Here is a 16,368-nt window from a genome sequence, read left to right on the forward strand (position 1 = left end):
CGCTCTTCTAGGCGGCAAGCTGAGCCTCGACACGGTCACTCATACGATTGGCCAGTTCCCGATCACGAGTCATCGTGGAATGCTGGTCGCGCAGCACAACCCGCATATCGGCATGGCCGCCTCGGCGCATCAACTCGGCCAGGGTCGCGCCCTCTTGCGCAAAGAGGGTCAGGCCGGTGTGCCGAAGAGCATGGAATCGGAATCCCAGCGGCACGCTCTTGGCCGTATCGCGGGCGTCACCCCAGAGATGCCCCCACTTGGTGTGTGACAGCGGCACGCTGCCACGGACGCTGGAAGGAACCACGGGAGCCTTCGCCTCGGACGCGACGTTGTCTCGCAGATGCTCCTTGAGACGCTCCACCATGATCCGCGGAACGCTCAGTGCTCGCTTGCCAGCCTCGCTCTTCGGGTCCGACATAGCGCCCGTGTTCGCGTTGAACTGCCGGCGCACATGCAAAGTGGCAGTGCCGTCGTTATGCCACTGGATGTCCCGGCGCTGCAGTCCGAGGCACTCACCACGACGCAACTGGCACCAAGCGGCAAGCAGGACCATGATCGAGTACAGATCCGGCGTCGCCTCATAGAGGGCTTCGACCTGCTCCGGAGTCGCAACGTCATCCTCTGGATCATGATCGTGATCATGCCGCACCGATTCCTGCTTGGGGATCGAAATGGGAGGTGCCGCCGGGATGATCCCGTCTCGAGCTGCCTGTCGCAGGATCATCATGAGCACGATCAGCACCGGACGGGTGATGCCGTTGAACTTCGACTTCGGATTCAGCGGCGCCGGAATCTGATCCAGACGACGGGTCATGACCCGAATGCGAGCCATGTCAATGCGTTGGATCTCCGTGTCGCCGAACTCGGGAATCAGGTATCCGGTGACCTTGCTCTTGTAGGAACGCACCGTGGCGACCGCCCGCTTCTTTCCCCCGCGTGTCGGTTCGAGGCGAATGAACTCGATCCAGCGCTCGGCGTACTCGGCGAAACCGATCGACCTCGCCTCCTCGGCTTCCGCTTCCGCTCGACGCCGAGCCGCGACGACCGAGGGTGGCTCCCATTCTCCCTGCGCGATCTTCGTGTGCACGCTGGCGAGCCACGTGCGAGCGTCGGTCTTGGTGAGGAACGTCAACGGCTTGTCGTCCTCCGTGCGGGCCGAGTGCATCTGCCCGTCTGGGGCCGGGTAGCGCGCCTGCCACCGTCCTGAGGGGAGCTTCCGCAGGCTCCCCCAGGTCTCTCTCTTCGCCGCCGTCTCAAGCTTCTTCGTGGTGCTCATCGTGCCCTCCAGGTGCCGCGAATGGACTCACGCGGACCGTCGTGCCACTCCGTGCCACTAGGTCGTGCAGTCCCTTCGAACCGGCCTCTCACCTGGCCTTTTACGAGCTCCGACGCGAGCCCAATGGCACGCTGTGGCACGCAGCCGGTGGCAGGCTGCCCCCAAATTTCGGGCTGCGAGCCACCCCGCGCTTGGCTGGAAGGTGCGCTCGTGCCACCCCCGTGCCATACCGAACGGATACTGATGTTCATCTGTGCTCTCCTCTGTCCTTCGGATGGACGCACGAAAAAAGGCCCGGACCTGCAGAAACCTGCGGGTCCGGGCCTCCCATCAGCCCTTTCGGGCCTCAAGCAAGCTCTGGGGTCTCAGAAGTCCCAGTCCTCATCCTCCGTGTTCACGGCCTTGCCGATCACGTAGGAGGAGCCGGAACCGGAGAAGAAGTCGTGGTTCTCATCCGCGTTCGGGGACAGCGAGGAGAGGATGGCCGGGGACACGTCCGTCATTTCCCGCGGGAACAGGGCCTCGTAGCCCAGATTGTTCAGTGCCTTGTTGGCGTTGTAGTGCAGGAACTTCTTGACGTCCTCGGTCCAGCCGACCGAGTCGTAGAGCGCCTCGGCGTAGGCCACCTCGTTGTCGTAGAGCTCGTCCAGCAGCTCGTACGTGTACGCCTTGAGCTCCTCCTGACGCTCCGGGGTCTCCTGCAGCAGACCACGCTGGTACTTGTAGCCGATGTAATACCCGTGCACGGCCTCGTCGCGAATGATCAAACGGATCAGGTCCGCGGTGTTGGTCAGCTTGGCGTGCGAGGAGAAGTACATGGGCAGGTAGAACCCGGAGTAGAACAGGAAGGACTCCAGCAAGGTGGAGGCCACCTTCTTTTTCAGCGGGTCGTCACCCTTGTAGTACGTCAGCACGATGTCGGCCTTGCGCTGCAGGTGCTCGTTCTCGCGCGACCAGCGGAACGCCTCGTCGATCTGCTTCATGGACGACAGCGTGGAGAAGATAGACGAGTAGGACTTCGCATGCACGGATTCCATGAACGCGATGTTCGTGTACACGGCTTCCTCGTGCAGGGTCTTGGCGTCCGGGATCAAGGAGACCGCGCCCACGGTGCCCTGGATGGTGTCCAGCAGGGTCAGGCCCGTGAACACCTTCATGGTGAGGTCCTGCTCCTCGGCCGTGAGCGTCTTCCACGACTGGACGTCATTGGACAGCGGGACCTTCTCGGGGAGCCAGAAATTGGACGTCAGACGGTCCCAGACTTCGGTGTCCTTCTCGTCCTGGACGCGATTCCAGTTGATGGCCTCCGCCGGGTGGCGGAGCAGTTCGACCTTCTCGGTGGTCATGGCGCGCACTGGCTCCTTCGTGGATGGGGGTTCCCGCCCCGCTGGATGACGCCGACGGCGCTCGGCGGGCGAGCGCTGCACACCGGTTCTCGCGGGGTCGGCTGGCGCGCGGGACGACTTCCCAGGGTACTCCACTTCAGGCGGGAACGAACGGGGCCCGATTCCTTCCACCCCGGACCCATCGCGTCATGTTCCCTCAGGGTGAACCCCGTGTCGGGGTCCTTCCGTATGTGACGGAAGCCGTGCAGGATGAACGTACCGACCCGACACCGGGCTGGTTCACCTACCGGAAGGACACAGATCATGCCGGATCTCGGAGGACTCGCGGACAAGGCCAAGGACGCCGCCGGAAACCACCAGGACAAGGTCGACCAGGGCATCGACAAGGCGGGCGACGCCGTGGACGAGAAGACCGGTCACAAGTTCGAGGGCCAGGTCGATCAAGGCCAGGACGCCGCGCGCAATCGGCTCAGCGGCAACGAGTGATCTGCACCGCCGACGTGAGAACGGGGTCCCTTCCGATCGGAAGGGACCCCGTTCTCACGTCGGCTCGAGGGTGCGCCCCACGGGCTCGAGGGCTCCTCTCACGAACCGGTCACCCGCGCGGTGGCGACGCCGCGGCGTCGCCACCGCTCTCGCGGGTCTCAGGCCTCGTCCGCCTCCCGGGCGAGTGCCGTAAGGCGGGAGACCGCTCGGTAGTACTTCTTCTGGTAGCCGCCGGCCATCATCTCCTCCGTGAAGACGCGGTCGAACGGCACGCCCGTGGAGAGGATGGGCAGGTCCCGGTCGTACAACCGGTCCGCGAGCACCACGAACCGCAGCGCTACCGCTTGCTGGTCGATCGTGCGCACCCCGCGCCACGCGATCGCGTCCAGGCCCTCGATCAGCGCACGGTAGCGCGAGGGGTGCACGCGGGAAAGGTGTTCCACGAGCGCGTCGAAGTCGTCGATCGCCACACGCCGACCCGCGAAGTGCTGTTCGACGGCGGCGTCGAGCGCGGCGTCGTCGGGCAGGGGCGACGGCGCGTTCGGCAGTCCGCGGTGACGGTAGTCCTCGCCGTCGATGCGCACGACCTCGAACTGGGAGGACAGCACCTGGATCTCACGCTGGAAGTCCTGCGCCGCGAACCGGCCTTCGCCCAGGGAACCGGGCAAGGTATTGGACGTGGCCGCGAGCTTGACGCCCGCGTCCGCGAGTTCGCGCATGAGCCGGGACATCAGCACGGTGTCCCCGGGGTCGTCGAGCTCGAACTCGTCGATGCACACGAGGGTGTATTCCTTCAGGGCGTCCACGGTGCGGCGGAACGTGAGCGCACCCACCAGGTTGGTGTACTCCACGAACGTGCCGAACGCCTTGGGCCCGGGCACGGCGTGCCACAGGGACGCGAGCAGGTGGGTCTTGCCCACGCCGAACCCGCCGTCCAGGTAGATCCCCTGCGCCGCGCCGGAACTCTTCTGCCCGCCGAAGAGTTTGGAGAAGAACCCGCCACCGGAGGCGCCGCCCCCGGACGCGCCCGCCGCGAAGGTCTTGAGCTTCTCGACCGCCTGTGCCTGCGAGGGCTGGGACGGATCCGGGCGGTACGTGTCGAACGACACCTCCCCGAAGCGTTCGGACGGGGTGAAACCGGCCAGCAGTTCATCGGCCGAGACGCGTGGATCGCGCTCCACGAGGTGTTCGATCTGAGTGCTCACGTGACAGGGCCTCCCGACCGGTTCCGGATCGCGCGCCGCGGCGGGCGCGCACCGGGACCGGTCCTGCGGTAAACGGACAGTACGTGGGACGCGCCGGGCGTCCCGTTCTCCCCCGATGCTACCGGTCAGCCCGTGGTGAACACGGCGACCGCGTATGACGGCGCACGCGGGCCGGCATGCGCCGGGTGCGCGCGCACCACTACGCTGGAGAACGAGACGCGCACGGCACGTGCGTGCGCAGCGCCCACGACAGCACAAGGACAAGGACAAGGAGAAGTCTCATGGCTGTAGAAGCAGAGCAGAACGACGCGTTCGCGCAGTACGCGCACCCGGAACGTCTGGTGTCCACGCAGTGGGTGGCCGATCACGTCGGCACGCCCGGCGTCGTCGTCGTCGAATCGGACGAGGACGTCCTGCTGTACGAGACCGGGCACATCCCCGGGGCCGTCAAGGTGGACTGGCACACGGACCTCAACGAACCGGACACCCGCGACTACGTGAACGGGGAGCAGTTCGCCGAGGTGATGTCCCGCAAGGGGATCTCCCGCGACGACACCGTGGTGATCTACGGCGACAAGTCCAACTGGTGGGCCGCCTACGCCCTGTGGGTCTTCACGCTGTTCGGTCACCGGGACGTGCGCCTGATGAACGGCGGGCGCGACAAGTGGATCGCCGAGGGCCGCGAACTGACCACGGACGCGACCCCCGTGACCCCCACCGAGTACCCCGCGGTGGAGCGGGACGACTCCGTGATCCGCGCGTACCGCGAGGACGTGCTGGCCGCGCTGGGCACCACTCCCCTGATCGACGTGCGCTCCCCCCAGGAGTACACGGGCGAGCGCACCCACATGCCCGACTACCCGCAGGAGGGCACGCTGCGCGGCGGACACATCCCCACCGCGGCGTCCGTGCCGTGGGCCCGGGCCGCCGCCGAGGACGGGACGTTCAAGTCCCGCGAGGATCTCGACGCCATCTACCGCGACGAGGTCGGGCTCGGGCAGGACGACGACGTGATCGCGTACTGCCGCATCGGCGAGCGTTCCTCGCACACGTGGTTCGTGCTGACCCACCTGCTCGGCTTCGACAACGTGCGCAACTACGACGGGTCCTGGACCGAGTGGGGCAACGCCGTGCGCGTGCCCGTGGCGCAGGGTGAGGAACGCGGCGAGGCCCCCGGGGCCGCGCGGTGAGCACCCAGGACCTGCCCGAACAGTTGCGGGAGCTGGTGACCGAGTTCCACGAGGTCCCGGAACCCGACAAGCTGCAGTTGCTGCTCGAGTTCTCCCGTTCGCTGCCCGCGCTGCCCGCGCGGCTCGGCGAGCACCCGGAGGAACTCGAGCAGGTCACCGAGTGTCAGTCGCCGTTGTTCCTGACCGTGGAACTGGACGGGTCCGATGCGGACGCACCGGTCGCCCTGTTCTTCTCCGCGCCGGCGGAAGCGCCCACCACGCGCGGTTTCGCATCCATCCTGCACGAGGGGCTCAACGGCCTGCCGGCGTCCCAGGTGCTGGACGTACCCGACGACCTGCCGGAACGCTTCGGGCTGACCAAGCTGGTGTCCCCGCTGCGCATGCGCGGGATGTCCGCAATGCTCGGTCGGATCAAACGCCAGATCCACGCCCGGCTCGGCGAGTGAGCGCCGCGGGCAACCAGTCACGGATGGCCCGCTCGTAGCGTTTGCGGTCGATGTTCCATTCCTTGGTGTGCCGGGCCCCGGAGAACCCCACGAAGTCCACGTAGGGACTGCGATTGGCGAGTTCCACGGACCCGGCCACCGGGACCACCTCGTCGTCCGTGGAGTGAAGGATCAGGGTGGGCGTAGTGATGTCCTCCCAGCGGGAGAGCCAGTCCAGGGCATGCAGGTCCAGGGGCGCGGCCAGCCCGGTGATCCGCGGGCCCATCCGGTGGGAGATCAGGTCCGCCGCCATGCGACCCACGCGCCGCGGGATGCGGTGGATCCGGGTCTGGTGAGCCAGTAGCTCGTACCAGTCCACGACCGGTCCCGTGAGCACCAGCGCTCGGATGCGGTCGCGGTACTCGGTCAGTTCGGTCGTGCGCAACACAATGGCCCCGCCCATGGACCACCCGAACAGCACGATGTCCGACGCTCCGTGGTCCAGCGCATAGCCGATTCCCGCCTGGATGTCCTCCCATTCGGTGAACCCGAGCCCGTAGCGCTGATCCGGGGTGGAGGGTGCCTCCTGGTCGTTGCGGTAGGACAGGATGAGGGAGTGCAACCCCAGTTCGTGGGCCACCCTGGCCCCGCGGATGCATTCCGGGCGCTGGGCGCCGCGGCCGTGCACCATGACCGCCCACGTGCCGGTGTGGTGTGCGGTGGCCGTGTCCCCGTCCCTGGGGATGACCCACGCGGGCGCGGGCCCCAGCGGCGTCTCCACGTGGATCTTGCCGTAGGCCAACCCGGCGTCCGACGGCCGCGCGTACACAGTCCCGGTCCACCACCCGCGCTTGCCCACCGCGAGTTCCCCGCGGTACACGCGCTCCACGAGCCGCGTGACGGTGCCCCCGGTCTGGCGCACGATGAAGCCGATCCGCGCGAGGCCGCGACCGTCGTCGAACCGTAGGGCGTACGTCCCGGCGACCCGGGTGTCCGGGTTCGCGGGCAGCGTGATCAGTTCCTGTCCCGAGTTGGGGTCCTTCTCGAGCTTGAGCACCTGGACGTTGCCGGGCCGGGTGGACGGGGTGACCACGTGGCGCGCGACGAGCGCCGCCAGACCTCCCGACAACGCGAACGTCGCCGACGCCGCTCCGATACTCGCTGCGGCGCCCACCACCGCGCCGCGGCGCCACGAGCGCGCGTTCGAATCCTGCCCGGGGGTGATCAGGGTAGTCATGTCGTCATTCTGGCACGCGCCGATCACGGGGACCTGGATGGCGGGCCGGTCACCGCAGGCACCCCGAATACACGGTGCGCGCGAGCGTCGAACGGCGGCTACGCGACGTCGTACGGGCATAACCGGCGCGAACGCATGGTTGAACAGGGAGGAAGTCACATGACGACGAGAAGGAGGCGCCCCGTGACCACGGAGCCGAACCACGAGACGAGCGCCCGCACCGGCGGAGCCCTGAGCCCGGAGGCCGCCGCGGCGCGCACGGACGCGCAGTGGCGTGAACAACTGAACCCGCTCGAGTACCAGGTGCTGCGCCAGGCGGGGACCGAACGCCCCTTCACGGGCGAGTACGTGGACACCACCACGCAGGGCGTGTACGAGTGTCGCGCGTGCGGGGCCGAGCTGTTCCGCTCGGACACGAAGTTTTCGTCCCACTGCGGGTGGCCGTCCTTCTTCGCGCCGCTCGCGGAGGACCGGGTGCGCTACATCGAGGACACAACCATGGGGATGAAGCGCGTGGAGGTGCGCTGCGCGAACTGCGACTCGCACATGGGCCACGTGTTCGAGGGCGAGGGGTACGACACTCCCACGGATCTGCGCTACTGCATGAACTCGGTGTCCCTGCGTCTGGTTCCCGCGACGCAGGACTGAAGCGTCGATCCGACCCACCCCAGAACGACGCACGGCGATACGCACGAGCGACACGATGTCAAACGCGCGGTGAAGGATAACGGTGTGGTTACTGTGACCTTGTGGGAGCGGTAACCGAGCTGAACAGCACTCCGGACGTGTTTCGCGCAGTCGTGCAAGCCCTGGAGACTGCCCGCTTCCGCCCGGAGATCGCACTGCGCCATATCGTCCCCCCGCACGGACTTGCTCCGCACGCGATCTCCTTCGCCGCGGAAGTCGTCCGGGGTCCCCATCGGCGCGACACCGCACCCGACCGGCCCCGCACCGCGGACGACGCACCGGCGGCCGGGCGTTTCGTGGTGTTGTACGACGAGTCCTGCCCGCAGCCCTGGGAAGGTCCCTTCCGGATCGTGAGCTGGTTCCGGTCCCGCACGGACACCGCCATGGGCCGGGACGACCTGCTGACCGACGTCGGTTGGTCCTGGCTCACGGACACGCTCACCGAGCACGGTGCGCAGTTCACCGCCGAGGGCGGTACGGCCTCCCGCACGGTGGAGCGCCACTTCGGCAGCCTGACCGAACATGCAGACTCCGCCCAGGTGGAGGTGCGTGCGTCCTGGACCCCGGTGCCCCACATCGGCCCGCCGCACTGGGCCCTGACCCACCTGGGTGCGTGGGCCCAGGTGTTGTGCACCGCCGCCGGTCTGCCACCCCATCACGAGGGCGTGACCTACCTGTAACCGGCCCCGTCATCCGTCCCGTCCGGCGGTGCGGATCACCTGCACCGCCGCCGATCCACCCTCCGAGGAACATCCCATCAACAGCAACGCCAAGGACCCCAGGCCCCCTCGAGCTCCGGAGCCACCCGAGATCGTGGTCCCCGGATTCGAGCATCTGCACATTCCCGCGACCGTGCATCTCAACGGCCCCGCAGAGGGGCTCCCCCGCGTGGTGGACACCGCCCGCGGCCTCACGCGCGCCGCGGAGCAACTGGCCGCGGCCACGGGTCCGGTGGCGATCGACACCGAACGCGCCTCGGGGTTCCGCTACGGGCAGCGCGCGTTCCTCGTGCAGTTGCGCCGCGAGGGCGCGGGCACGATCCTGATCGATTCCGAGGCCGTGGGGTCCCTGGCGGTCGTGAACGAGGCCCTGCGCGACGTCGAGTGGGTGCTGCATGCGGCCACGCAGGACATGCCTTGCCTCGCCGAACTGGACATGCACCCGGACCGGCTCTTCGACACCGAACTGGGCGGTCGGTTGCTCGGGCTGCGCAAGGTGGGCCTCGCCTCCATGACGGAGGAGCTGCTGGGATTCACGCTGTCCAAGGAGCACTCGGCGGTGGACTGGTCCCAGCGCCCGCTGCCCGTGGACTGGCTCAACTACGCCGCACTGGACGTCGAAGTGCTCGTGCAGCTGCGCTGGGCCACGGAGGATCGCCTGGTCCAGGCGGGCAAGCTCGACTGGGCTCTCGAAGAATTCGACCACATCCGCACCCTGCCCCCGCCCGCACCGCGCCAGGATCCGTGGCGGCGCACCCACGGCGTGGGCAACGTCCGTGGCCGGCGCAAGCTGACCGCGGTGCGCAATCTGTGGCAGGCGCGGGAGTCGCTCGCGCGGCACAAGGACCTCGCGCCCACACGGTTGCTCCCGGACTCGGCGATCGTGGCGGCCGCCAACGCGATGCCCCGCACCGTGCCGCAGCTCATGGCCACCCCGGGCTTCCACGGTCGCCTGGCCTCGCGCGAGGCCACCCGGTGGCTCACCGCGGTCCAGGACGCCCGCAACACCGAGGAGCCCGTCCCCGCCACGATCCCCTCCAACGCCCTCCCGCCGGTCAAGGGCTGGGATGCCAAGCGCCCGGAGGCAGCGGCGCGGCTAAAGGTCCTCAAACCCGCCGTGGCGGAACTCGCCGAGCACCTGGAGTTACCCACCGAGAACCTCCTGACGCCCGAACTGTTGCGCCGGTTCTGCTGGCAGCCCCCGCGTTCCACCGCCGACGACGCCGTGGCCGCCCGGCTGCGCGAGCTCGGCGCCCGCTCGTGGCAGGTCGAGCACGTGACGCCCGTGATCGGGGCCACGTGGCGTGAACTGCGCTCGCGGCGTCGGGCGGAGAAGACCACTGAGGGGCACGAGTAGATCGAGGGCGCGGAACCGGCCGTGCGCCGGACCGCTCCGGCCACGACACGACAGTGGCCGTGCACCCACGAAGGTGCACGGCCACTGTCACGCGGCGGCGCGGTCACATGACCCGTGCCGCCCGTCGCATCAGTTCTTCATATCCTTGGCGTCCGGACCCGGGTGCGCGGGCTTCATGTCCACCTCGTCCTCGGTCACGGCGGGCTCGGGCAGCTCGGCGCCCGAGTGCTTCGCGGGCGTACCGGAATCCTGACCGCCCTGGGAGGCCTTCTGCTTCACGGCCTCGGCACCGCCCTGCGCCTTGTCCTTGACGGACGCGGCACCCTGGGCGGCCTTGTCCTTGACGGCGGCCGCGCCCTCGGAGGCCTTGGCGCCCACGGTGCCGGCGGCCTTCTGCGCGCCCTCGGCGAGCTTCTCGCCCACCACGGGGACCTCGGACTTGACCCAGTCCGTACCCTCGGAGACCTTGGCCTGGACCTTGGGGTCGTTCCAGGTGTTCAGCGCGCTCTCGCGCAGGGACTCGTAGCTCTTGCGACCGGACGCGGAGCCGACCACGAAGCCGATTCCGAAACCGGCGACGAATGCAAGACGTTTGATCATGGTGCCTTCCTTCCTGTACCGCGGACCGGGATCCACCCGTCCGCTCCTGGTCCCATCGTACTGAGGAAACACCCCGCCCCCGCGCCCCACGCCGCGCCGTGACCGGTCCTAGGATTGGAGCCACCGCGTCGAAAGGATCGCACCGCCATGACCGTCCCACCCCTGCCCGAGGACCCCGCCGCCCGGACCAAGACCCCCTCCCCCGCGTTGTTCACGCGCCGACGCGCCGTGGGTGCCGCTGGGATCGCCACTGTGGGCGCGGTCGGGTTGAGCGCATGCAGTTCGGGCGGCGGATCGGACGACGACGCCACGGCCATCCCCACCGCGCCGGCCACCCCCGTGGACGTGGCCGCCGCCGCGGACATCCCCGTGGGGTCGGGGCTCAAGGTGGACTCCGGGGGTGTGCAGGCCGTGGTGGGACAGCCCACCAAGGGCACGTTCACCGCGTTCTCTCCCGTGTGCCCGCACGAGGGGTGCATCGTCAATCCCGCCAACCGGCAGTACGTGTGCCCGTGCCACAGCTCGGCGTTCGACATGGCCACGGGCGAGGTCACGGGCGGGCCCGCACCCAGGGGACTCACTGAGTACCCGGTCACGGTGCGCGACGGGCGCGTCATCGTGGGCTGAACCGCGCGGATCCGTTCGCCACGCACCACATCGGCCCGGCGGCAAACGGTCCGTGGGTCAGCGCTGGTGGTTCAGCGTCCGTCGCGCGGTCGCTCCCCGGAGCGCGGTACGGTGAGCTGCGCGGCGTCTTCGGCCGCGGGGCGCGCGTACGGGACCTTAGTGCCCAGGACGGACGCGAGCGTGTCCTGGGCGATGCGCTGGGCGGTCAACCCCGTGTGCTGCAGGATCTGCTCGCGGCTCGCGTGCTCGAGGAACTCGGTGGGTAACCCCACCTCGTTGAGCGCGGTGTCCACGCCCTGGGCGCGCATCTCCTGGCGGATGAGCGAACCGATGCCCCCGGCGCGCACACCGTCCTCGATCACCACCACGATCCGGTGCGTCGCTGCCTGCTCCACGACCGCCTGCGGCACGGGCAGCACCCAGCGGGGGTCCACCACGGTGGAGGAGACACCGTGGGCGGCGAGGCGTTCGGAGACGTCCAGCGCGGTGACGCACATGGCGCCCACGCCCACGATCAGCACGTCGCGGTGATCCACGCCCTTGCCGGAGGCCTCGCCGTTGCGGGCGAGGACGTCCACCCCGCCGCTCAGTCGCTCGAGGGCGGGCAGCGGCGCACCCACCGCGCCCTTGGGGTAGCGCACCACGGTGGGTGCGTCGGAGACGGCGACCGCCTCGCGCAGCTCCTCGACCATGGTGGCCTCGTCCCGCGGGGCCGCGAGGTGCAGCCCCGGCACGATCTGCAACAGTGCGAGGTCCCACATCCCGTGGTGGCTCGGCCCGTCCGGGCCGGTGACGCCCGCGCGGTCCAGCACGACCGTGACGCCCGCGTGATGCAGGGCCACGTCCATGAGCAGCTGGTCGAAGCCGCGGTTGAGGAACGTCGCGTACAGGCCCACGACCGGGTGCAGCCCGCTGAACGCCATGCCCGCGGCCATGGTCAGCGCGTGCTGTTCGGCGATCCCCACGTCCACGACGCGCTGCGGGTGTGCCGTCTGCATCTTCTGCAGTCCCATGGGGATCAACATGGCGCCGGTGATGCCCACGATGTCCTCGCGCTCATCCGCGATCGCGGCGATCTCGTCGCGGAAGACGTGCGTCCACGAGCGGGCCGAGGCGGTGCTCGTGGGTTTGCCCGTGGTGGGGTCGATCACGGGCACGGAGTGGAACTGGTCGTTCGCGTCCAGGCGGGCGGGCAAGTAGCCGTGGCCCTTCTCGGTGATGGCGTGGACGATGACCGGGCCGCCGAAGTTGCGGGCATTCGTGAGCGCTTGTTCCATCGCGGCGAGGTCATGGCCGTCCACCGGACCCACGTACTTCATGCCGAGGTCCTCGAAGATCCCCTGCTGGACCACCACGTCCTTGATGCCCTGCTTCATCCCGTGCAGACCGCGGTACACGGCCTGGCCCAGGTGGCCCGAGGACGTCAGCAGGCGCTTAGCCTTCGCGAGGGTCTGCTCGTAGCGGCGGTCCGTGCGCACGGCGTCCACGCCCTGCTGCACGCTGGCCTGCAGCTCGCGCAGGTGGTTCGCGAACCCGCCCACGGTGGGCGCGTAGGAGCGGCCGTTGTCGTTGACCACGATCACGACTTTGCGGTCCCGGTCCGAGGCGATGTTGTTCACGGCCTCCCACGCCATGCCACCGGTCAGGGCCCCGTCCCCGATCACCGCGACGGTGTGCCGGTCGTCCTGGCCCGTGAGCGCGTAACCGCGCGAGATCCCGTCCGCCCAGGACAGGGACGACGACGCGTGGGAGGACTCCACGATGTCGTGTTCGGACTCCGCGCGGGACGGGTAGCCCGCGAGGCCACCCTCCTGGCGCAGGGTGTCGAAGTCCTGGCGACCCGTGACGAGCTTGTGCACGTAGGACTGGTGTCCGGTGTCGAAGACGATCGAGTCCTGGGGCGAGTCGAACACGCGGTGCACCGCGAGGGTGAGCTCCACGACACCCAGGTTCGGCCCCAGGTGACCCCCGGTCGCGGAGACGTGGGTGATCAGGAAGGAACGGATCTCGGCGGCCAACTGCTCCATGGCCGCGGCGTCCAGCCCCCGTAGGTCTTCGGGTCCCTCGATGGTCTCCAGAAGCGTCATAGCCTGCTCTCCGTGGATGTCTCGTCCTCTTCGGGCCCGCACCGGACGGGTGCTCGTCCGGCGGGGGGATCATGATGCGCCCGAATGCTCCGTCCGATCTTACTCGCCCTGGCCGGGGCCCCGTCCCGTCGCATGGCCTGGGCCACGGCGAACGACGCCCGCAACGCCGTCGGCCGGTGACCCCCCGAGCGGGGATCACCGGCCGACGGTACGATCCGAGGATCTATTACTTGGCGATCTGACGCAGCACGTACTGCAGGATGCCGCCGTTACGGTAGTAGTCGGCCTCACCCGGGGTGTCAATGCGTAGCACGGCGTCGAACTCCACGGTGGAACCGTCTTCCTTGGTGGCCGTGACCTTCAGGGTCTTGGGGGTCTGGCCGTCGTTGAGCGCGGTGACCCCTTCGATCGAGAACGTCTCGGTGCCGTCCAACCCCAGGGAGTCCGCGGACTCGCCCTCGGGGAACTGCAGGGGCAGCACGCCCATGCCGATCAGGTTGGAACGGTGGATGCGCTCGTAGGACTGTGCGATGACCGCGCGCACACCCAGCAGGGACGTGCCCTTGGCCGCCCAGTCACGCGAGGAACCGGAGCCGTACTCCTTGCCGCCCAGCACCACCAGGGGAACACCGGCCTCCTGGTATTTCATCGCGGCGTCGTACACGGCGGCCTGCGGGCCACCCTCCTGAGTGAAGTCGCGGGTGAAACCGCCCTCCACGCCGTCGAGCAGCTGGTTCTTGATGCGGATGTTCGCGAACGTACCGCGGATCATGACCTCGTGGTTACCACGGCGGGAACCGTAGGAGTTGAAGTCCTTGCGCTGCACGCCGTGATCCGTGAGGTACTTGCCCGCGGGCGTGTCGCTCTTGAACGAACCGGCCGGGGAGATGTGGTCCGTGGTCACGGAATCGCCCAGCTTGAGCAGCACGCGCGCACCCTCGATGTCCTCCACCGGAGTGGTCTCCATGGTCATGCCCTCGAAGTACGGTGGCTTGCGCACGTAGGTGGACTCGGGGTCCCACTCGAACACGTCACCCGTGGGGGTGTCCAGGTTCTGCCAGCGCTCATCACCGTCGAAGATGGTGCCGTACTCGCGGTCGAACATATCGGTGTCGATCGAAGCATCGATGATCTTCTGGACCTCGGTGGGGTCCGGCCAGATGTCCTTGAGGAACACGTCCTGACCGTTCGAGTCCTGGCCCAAAGGCTCGTTCTCGAAGTCAAAGTCCATGGTCCCGGCCAGCGCGTACGCGATGACCAGCGGCGGGGACGCGAGGTAGTTCATCTTCACGTCCGGGTTGATTCGGCCCTCGAAGTTGCGGTTACCGGAGAGCACCGAGGTCACGGCGAGGTCGTTTTCCTGCACGGCCTGGGAGATCTCGGGCTCCAGAGGACCGGAGTTGCCGATGCACGTGGTGCAGCCGTAACCCACGATGTAGAAGCCGAGCTCCTCGAGTGCCGGGACCAGACCGGACTTCTCGTAGTACTCGGTGACCACGCGCGAACCCGGCGCGATCGAGGTCTTGACCCACGGCTTGGCCTTGAGGCCCTTCTCCGTGGCGTTGCGCGCGAGCACGGCCGCGGCCATCATCACCGAGGGGTTGGACGTGTTGGTGCAGGACGTGATCGAGGCGATCGACACGGCACCGTGGTCCAGCTCGAAGTGACGGCCGTCCTCCATGGAGACCTCCACTCGGTGCTCGGGGCGCTCCCTCATGTCGTCCGCGGAGCTCTCGCGCGGCGCGTCCTGGGGGTCCTGCTCATCGGTCGCGTCGTGGGAGGGGGCGTCGGAGGCCGGGAAGGACTCGACGACGTCCGGGTCCACGTCCACGGACTTGTCCTCGGCCACGTAGTTCACGAGGTCGTCGCGGAACTGTTCCTTGGAGCGGGTCAGCTCGATGCGGTCCTGGGGACGCTTGGGCCCGGAGATCGAGGGGACCACGGTGGACAGGTCCAACTCGAGGTACTCGGAGTAGGCGACCTCGTGCTCGGGGTCGTGCCACATGCCCTGTTCCTTGGTGTACGCCTCGATCAGGGCGATCTGCTCCTCGGAGCGGCCCGTGAGCGCCAGGTAGTCCAGGGTCACCTGGTCGATCGGGAAGATCGCCGCGGTGGAACCGAACTCCGGGGACATGTTGCCGATCGTGGCGCGGTTGGCCAGCGGCACCGCTGCCACGCCCTCACCGTAGAACTCCACGAACTTGCCCACGACACCGTGCTCACGCAGCATCTCCGTGATGGTCAGCACCACGTCCGTGGCGGTCGCACCGGAGGGGATCTCGCCGGTGAGCTTGAAGCCCACCACGCGCGGGATCAGCATGGAGATGGGCTGACCGAGCATCGCGGCCTCGGCCTCGATGCCGCCCACACCCCAACCGAGCACGCCGATGCCGTTCTCCATGGTGGTGTGGGAGTCGGTGCCCACACAGGTGTCCGGGTAGGCGCGCAGCGTGCCGTCAACCTCGCGGGTCATGACCACGCGGGCCAGGTTCTCGATGTTGACCTGGTGGACGATGCCCATCCCGGGCGGGACCACCTTGAAGTCATCGAACGCGGTCTGGCCCCAGCGCAGGAACTGGTAGCGCTCGCCGTTGCGCTGGTACTCGATGTCCATGTTGCGCTCGATCGCGTCCGCGGAACCGAACGCGTCGATCTGCACGGAGTGGTCGATGACCAGCTCGGCCGGGGCGAGCGGGTTCACGCGGGAGGGGTCGCCGCCGAGATCTGCCACGGCCTCACGCATGGTGGCCAGGTCCACGATGCAGGGAACGCCGGTAAAGTCCTGCATGATCACGCGACCAGGGGTGAACTGGATCTCCGTGTCGGGCTGGGCCTCGGGGTCCCAGTTGCCCAGGGCTTCAATGTGCTTGCTCGTCACGTTGGCACCGTCCTCGGTGCGCAGCAGGTTCTCGAGCAGGACCTTCAAGCTGTAGGGGAGCTTCTGGGCTCCCTCCACGGCGTCCAGTCGGAAAATTTCGTAGTCGGTGCCCTTGACGTTGAGAACGTCCTTGGCTCCAAAGCTGTCCACAGTCATGGTGTGGAACTCCTCTCGCCACCGTCGGTTGCGTTCGGCGCGCGCGGCACACTACAGGTGTCCCCCGCGCGTGGAACAGTCCCTGTCAGTGT

14 protein-coding genes are annotated in these 16,368 nt (G+C 68.2%); 7 read left to right on the forward strand and 7 right to left on the reverse strand.

Going from position 1 to position 16,368, the window contains the following annotated elements:
• Positions 1-7 precede the first annotated feature (7 nt).
• Complete coding sequence (locus Q9R22_RS09505; protein ID WP_131333041.1) at positions 8-1,276, reverse strand: tyrosine-type recombinase/integrase; 1,269 nt, start codon at positions 1,274-1,276, stop codon at positions 8-10.
• Between the two features lie 365 nt (positions 1,277-1,641).
• Positions 1,642-2,622 (reverse strand): class 1b ribonucleoside-diphosphate reductase subunit beta, encoded by a 981-nt coding sequence (nrdF, locus tag Q9R22_RS09510; RefSeq protein WP_085105975.1) that lies wholly within the window; start codon positions 2,620-2,622, stop codon positions 1,642-1,644.
• Between the two features lie 303 nt (positions 2,623-2,925).
• On the opposite strand from nrdF, the gene Q9R22_RS09515 reads away from it, so the two are divergent.
• Positions 2,926-3,108 carry an antitoxin gene (locus Q9R22_RS09515; RefSeq protein WP_064846974.1) on the forward strand — a complete coding sequence of 61 codons (183 nt, stop codon included), beginning with the start codon at positions 2,926-2,928 and terminating at the stop codon, positions 3,106-3,108.
• Between the two features lie 158 nt (positions 3,109-3,266).
• On the opposite strand, the gene zapE is transcribed toward Q9R22_RS09515, so the two are convergent.
• The gene (gene zapE / locus Q9R22_RS09520; RefSeq protein ID WP_064846785.1) at positions 3,267-4,313 is read right to left on the reverse strand and encodes a cell division protein ZapE; all 1,047 of its coding nucleotides are present in this window, start codon (positions 4,311-4,313) and stop codon (positions 3,267-3,269) included.
• Between the two features lie 281 nt (positions 4,314-4,594).
• On the opposite strand from zapE, the gene Q9R22_RS09525 reads away from it, so the two are divergent.
• A complete protein-coding gene (locus Q9R22_RS09525) occupies positions 4,595-5,503 on the forward strand; it encodes a sulfurtransferase (RefSeq protein WP_085105973.1) in 909 nt (302 codons plus the stop codon).
• The gene (locus Q9R22_RS09530) at positions 5,500-5,949 is read left to right on the forward strand and encodes a SufE family protein (protein WP_131333042.1); all 450 of its coding nucleotides are present in this window, start codon (positions 5,500-5,502) and stop codon (positions 5,947-5,949) included. The genes Q9R22_RS09525 and Q9R22_RS09530 overlap by 4 nt, the downstream gene beginning before the upstream one ends.
• Here the strand turns inward: Q9R22_RS09530 and Q9R22_RS09535 are convergent.
• A complete protein-coding gene (locus Q9R22_RS09535) occupies positions 5,915-7,165 on the reverse strand; it encodes a S9 family peptidase (RefSeq protein ID WP_131333043.1) in 1,251 nt (416 codons plus the stop codon). The two genes, Q9R22_RS09530 and Q9R22_RS09535, sit on opposite strands and share 35 nt — an antisense overlap.
• Before the next feature lie 231 nt (positions 7,166-7,396).
• Between Q9R22_RS09535 and msrB the strand changes: the two genes are divergently transcribed.
• The 3 genes from msrB (at position 7,397) to Q9R22_RS09550 (ending at position 9,928) form a co-directional block, all read left to right on the forward strand.
• Positions 7,397-7,813: a peptide-methionine (R)-S-oxide reductase MsrB gene (msrB, locus tag Q9R22_RS09540; RefSeq protein ID WP_369795628.1), complete on the forward strand. Its 417-nt coding sequence runs from the start codon at positions 7,397-7,399 to the stop codon at positions 7,811-7,813.
• Positions 7,814-7,950: 137 nt separating this feature from the next.
• A complete protein-coding gene (locus tag Q9R22_RS09545) occupies positions 7,951-8,532 on the forward strand; it encodes a DUF3000 domain-containing protein (RefSeq protein WP_242670428.1) in 582 nt (193 codons plus the stop codon).
• 28 nt (positions 8,533-8,560) lie between these two features.
• Positions 8,561-9,928, forward strand: a complete 1,368-nt coding sequence (locus tag Q9R22_RS09550) for an HRDC domain-containing protein (protein WP_311254181.1) — start codon at positions 8,561-8,563, stop codon at positions 9,926-9,928.
• A 129-nt stretch (positions 9,929-10,057) separates the two neighbouring features.
• Here Q9R22_RS09550 and Q9R22_RS09555 read toward each other — a convergent pair whose 3' ends face one another.
• Positions 10,058-10,528, reverse strand: coding sequence for a hypothetical protein (locus Q9R22_RS09555; RefSeq protein WP_131333045.1), 471 nt, complete (start codon positions 10,526-10,528; stop codon positions 10,058-10,060).
• Between the two features lie 147 nt (positions 10,529-10,675).
• Between Q9R22_RS09555 and Q9R22_RS09560 the strand changes: the two genes are divergently transcribed.
• The gene (locus tag Q9R22_RS09560; RefSeq protein ID WP_131333046.1) at positions 10,676-11,155 is read left to right on the forward strand and encodes a Rieske (2Fe-2S) protein; all 480 of its coding nucleotides are present in this window, start codon (positions 10,676-10,678) and stop codon (positions 11,153-11,155) included.
• A 71-nt stretch (positions 11,156-11,226) separates the two neighbouring features.
• Here the strand turns inward: Q9R22_RS09560 and dxs are convergent, their stop codons facing one another.
• Together dxs and acnA are read right to left on the reverse strand one after the other, a co-directional pair.
• Positions 11,227-13,242 carry a 1-deoxy-D-xylulose-5-phosphate synthase gene (gene dxs / locus Q9R22_RS09565; protein ID WP_131333047.1) on the reverse strand — a complete coding sequence of 672 codons (2,016 nt, stop codon included), beginning with the start codon at positions 13,240-13,242 and terminating at the stop codon, positions 11,227-11,229.
• Positions 13,243-13,468: 226 nt separating this feature from the next.
• The gene (gene acnA, locus Q9R22_RS09570; protein WP_131333048.1) at positions 13,469-16,276 is read right to left on the reverse strand and encodes an aconitate hydratase AcnA; all 2,808 of its coding nucleotides are present in this window, start codon (positions 16,274-16,276) and stop codon (positions 13,469-13,471) included.
• Positions 16,277-16,368 lie beyond the last annotated feature (92 nt).

Source organism: Kocuria sp. PD6, from assembly GCF_031844145.1.
GTDB classification, from domain to species: domain Bacteria; phylum Actinomycetota; class Actinomycetes; order Actinomycetales; family Micrococcaceae; genus Kocuria; species Kocuria marina.

Bases quoted from the DNA above. Each gene is read 5' to 3' on its own strand.
- Q9R22_RS09505 (WP_131333041.1), bottom strand. From the start codon at position 1,276: ATGAGCACCACGAAGAAGCTTGAGACGGCGGCGAAGAGAGAGACCTGG.
- nrdF (WP_085105975.1), bottom strand. From the start codon at position 2,622: ATGACCACCGAGAAGGTCGAACTGCTCCGCCACCCGGCGGAGGCCATC.
- Q9R22_RS09515 (WP_064846974.1), top strand. From the start codon at position 2,926: ATGCCGGATCTCGGAGGACTCGCGGACAAGGCCAAGGACGCCGCCGGA.
- Q9R22_RS09525 (WP_085105973.1), top strand. From the start codon at position 4,595: ATGGCTGTAGAAGCAGAGCAGAACGACGCGTTCGCGCAGTACGCGCAC.
- Q9R22_RS09535 (WP_131333043.1), bottom strand. From the start codon at position 7,165: ATGACTACCCTGATCACCCCCGGGCAGGATTCGAACGCGCGCTCGTGG.
- Q9R22_RS09555 (WP_131333045.1), bottom strand. From the start codon at position 10,528: ATGATCAAACGTCTTGCATTCGTCGCCGGTTTCGGAATCGGCTTCGTG.
- Q9R22_RS09560 (WP_131333046.1), top strand. From the start codon at position 10,676: ATGACCGTCCCACCCCTGCCCGAGGACCCCGCCGCCCGGACCAAGACC.
- dxs (WP_131333047.1), bottom strand. From the start codon at position 13,242: ATGACGCTTCTGGAGACCATCGAGGGACCCGAAGACCTACGGGGGCTG.
- acnA (WP_131333048.1), bottom strand. From the start codon at position 16,276: ATGACTGTGGACAGCTTTGGAGCCAAGGACGTTCTCAACGTCAAGGGC.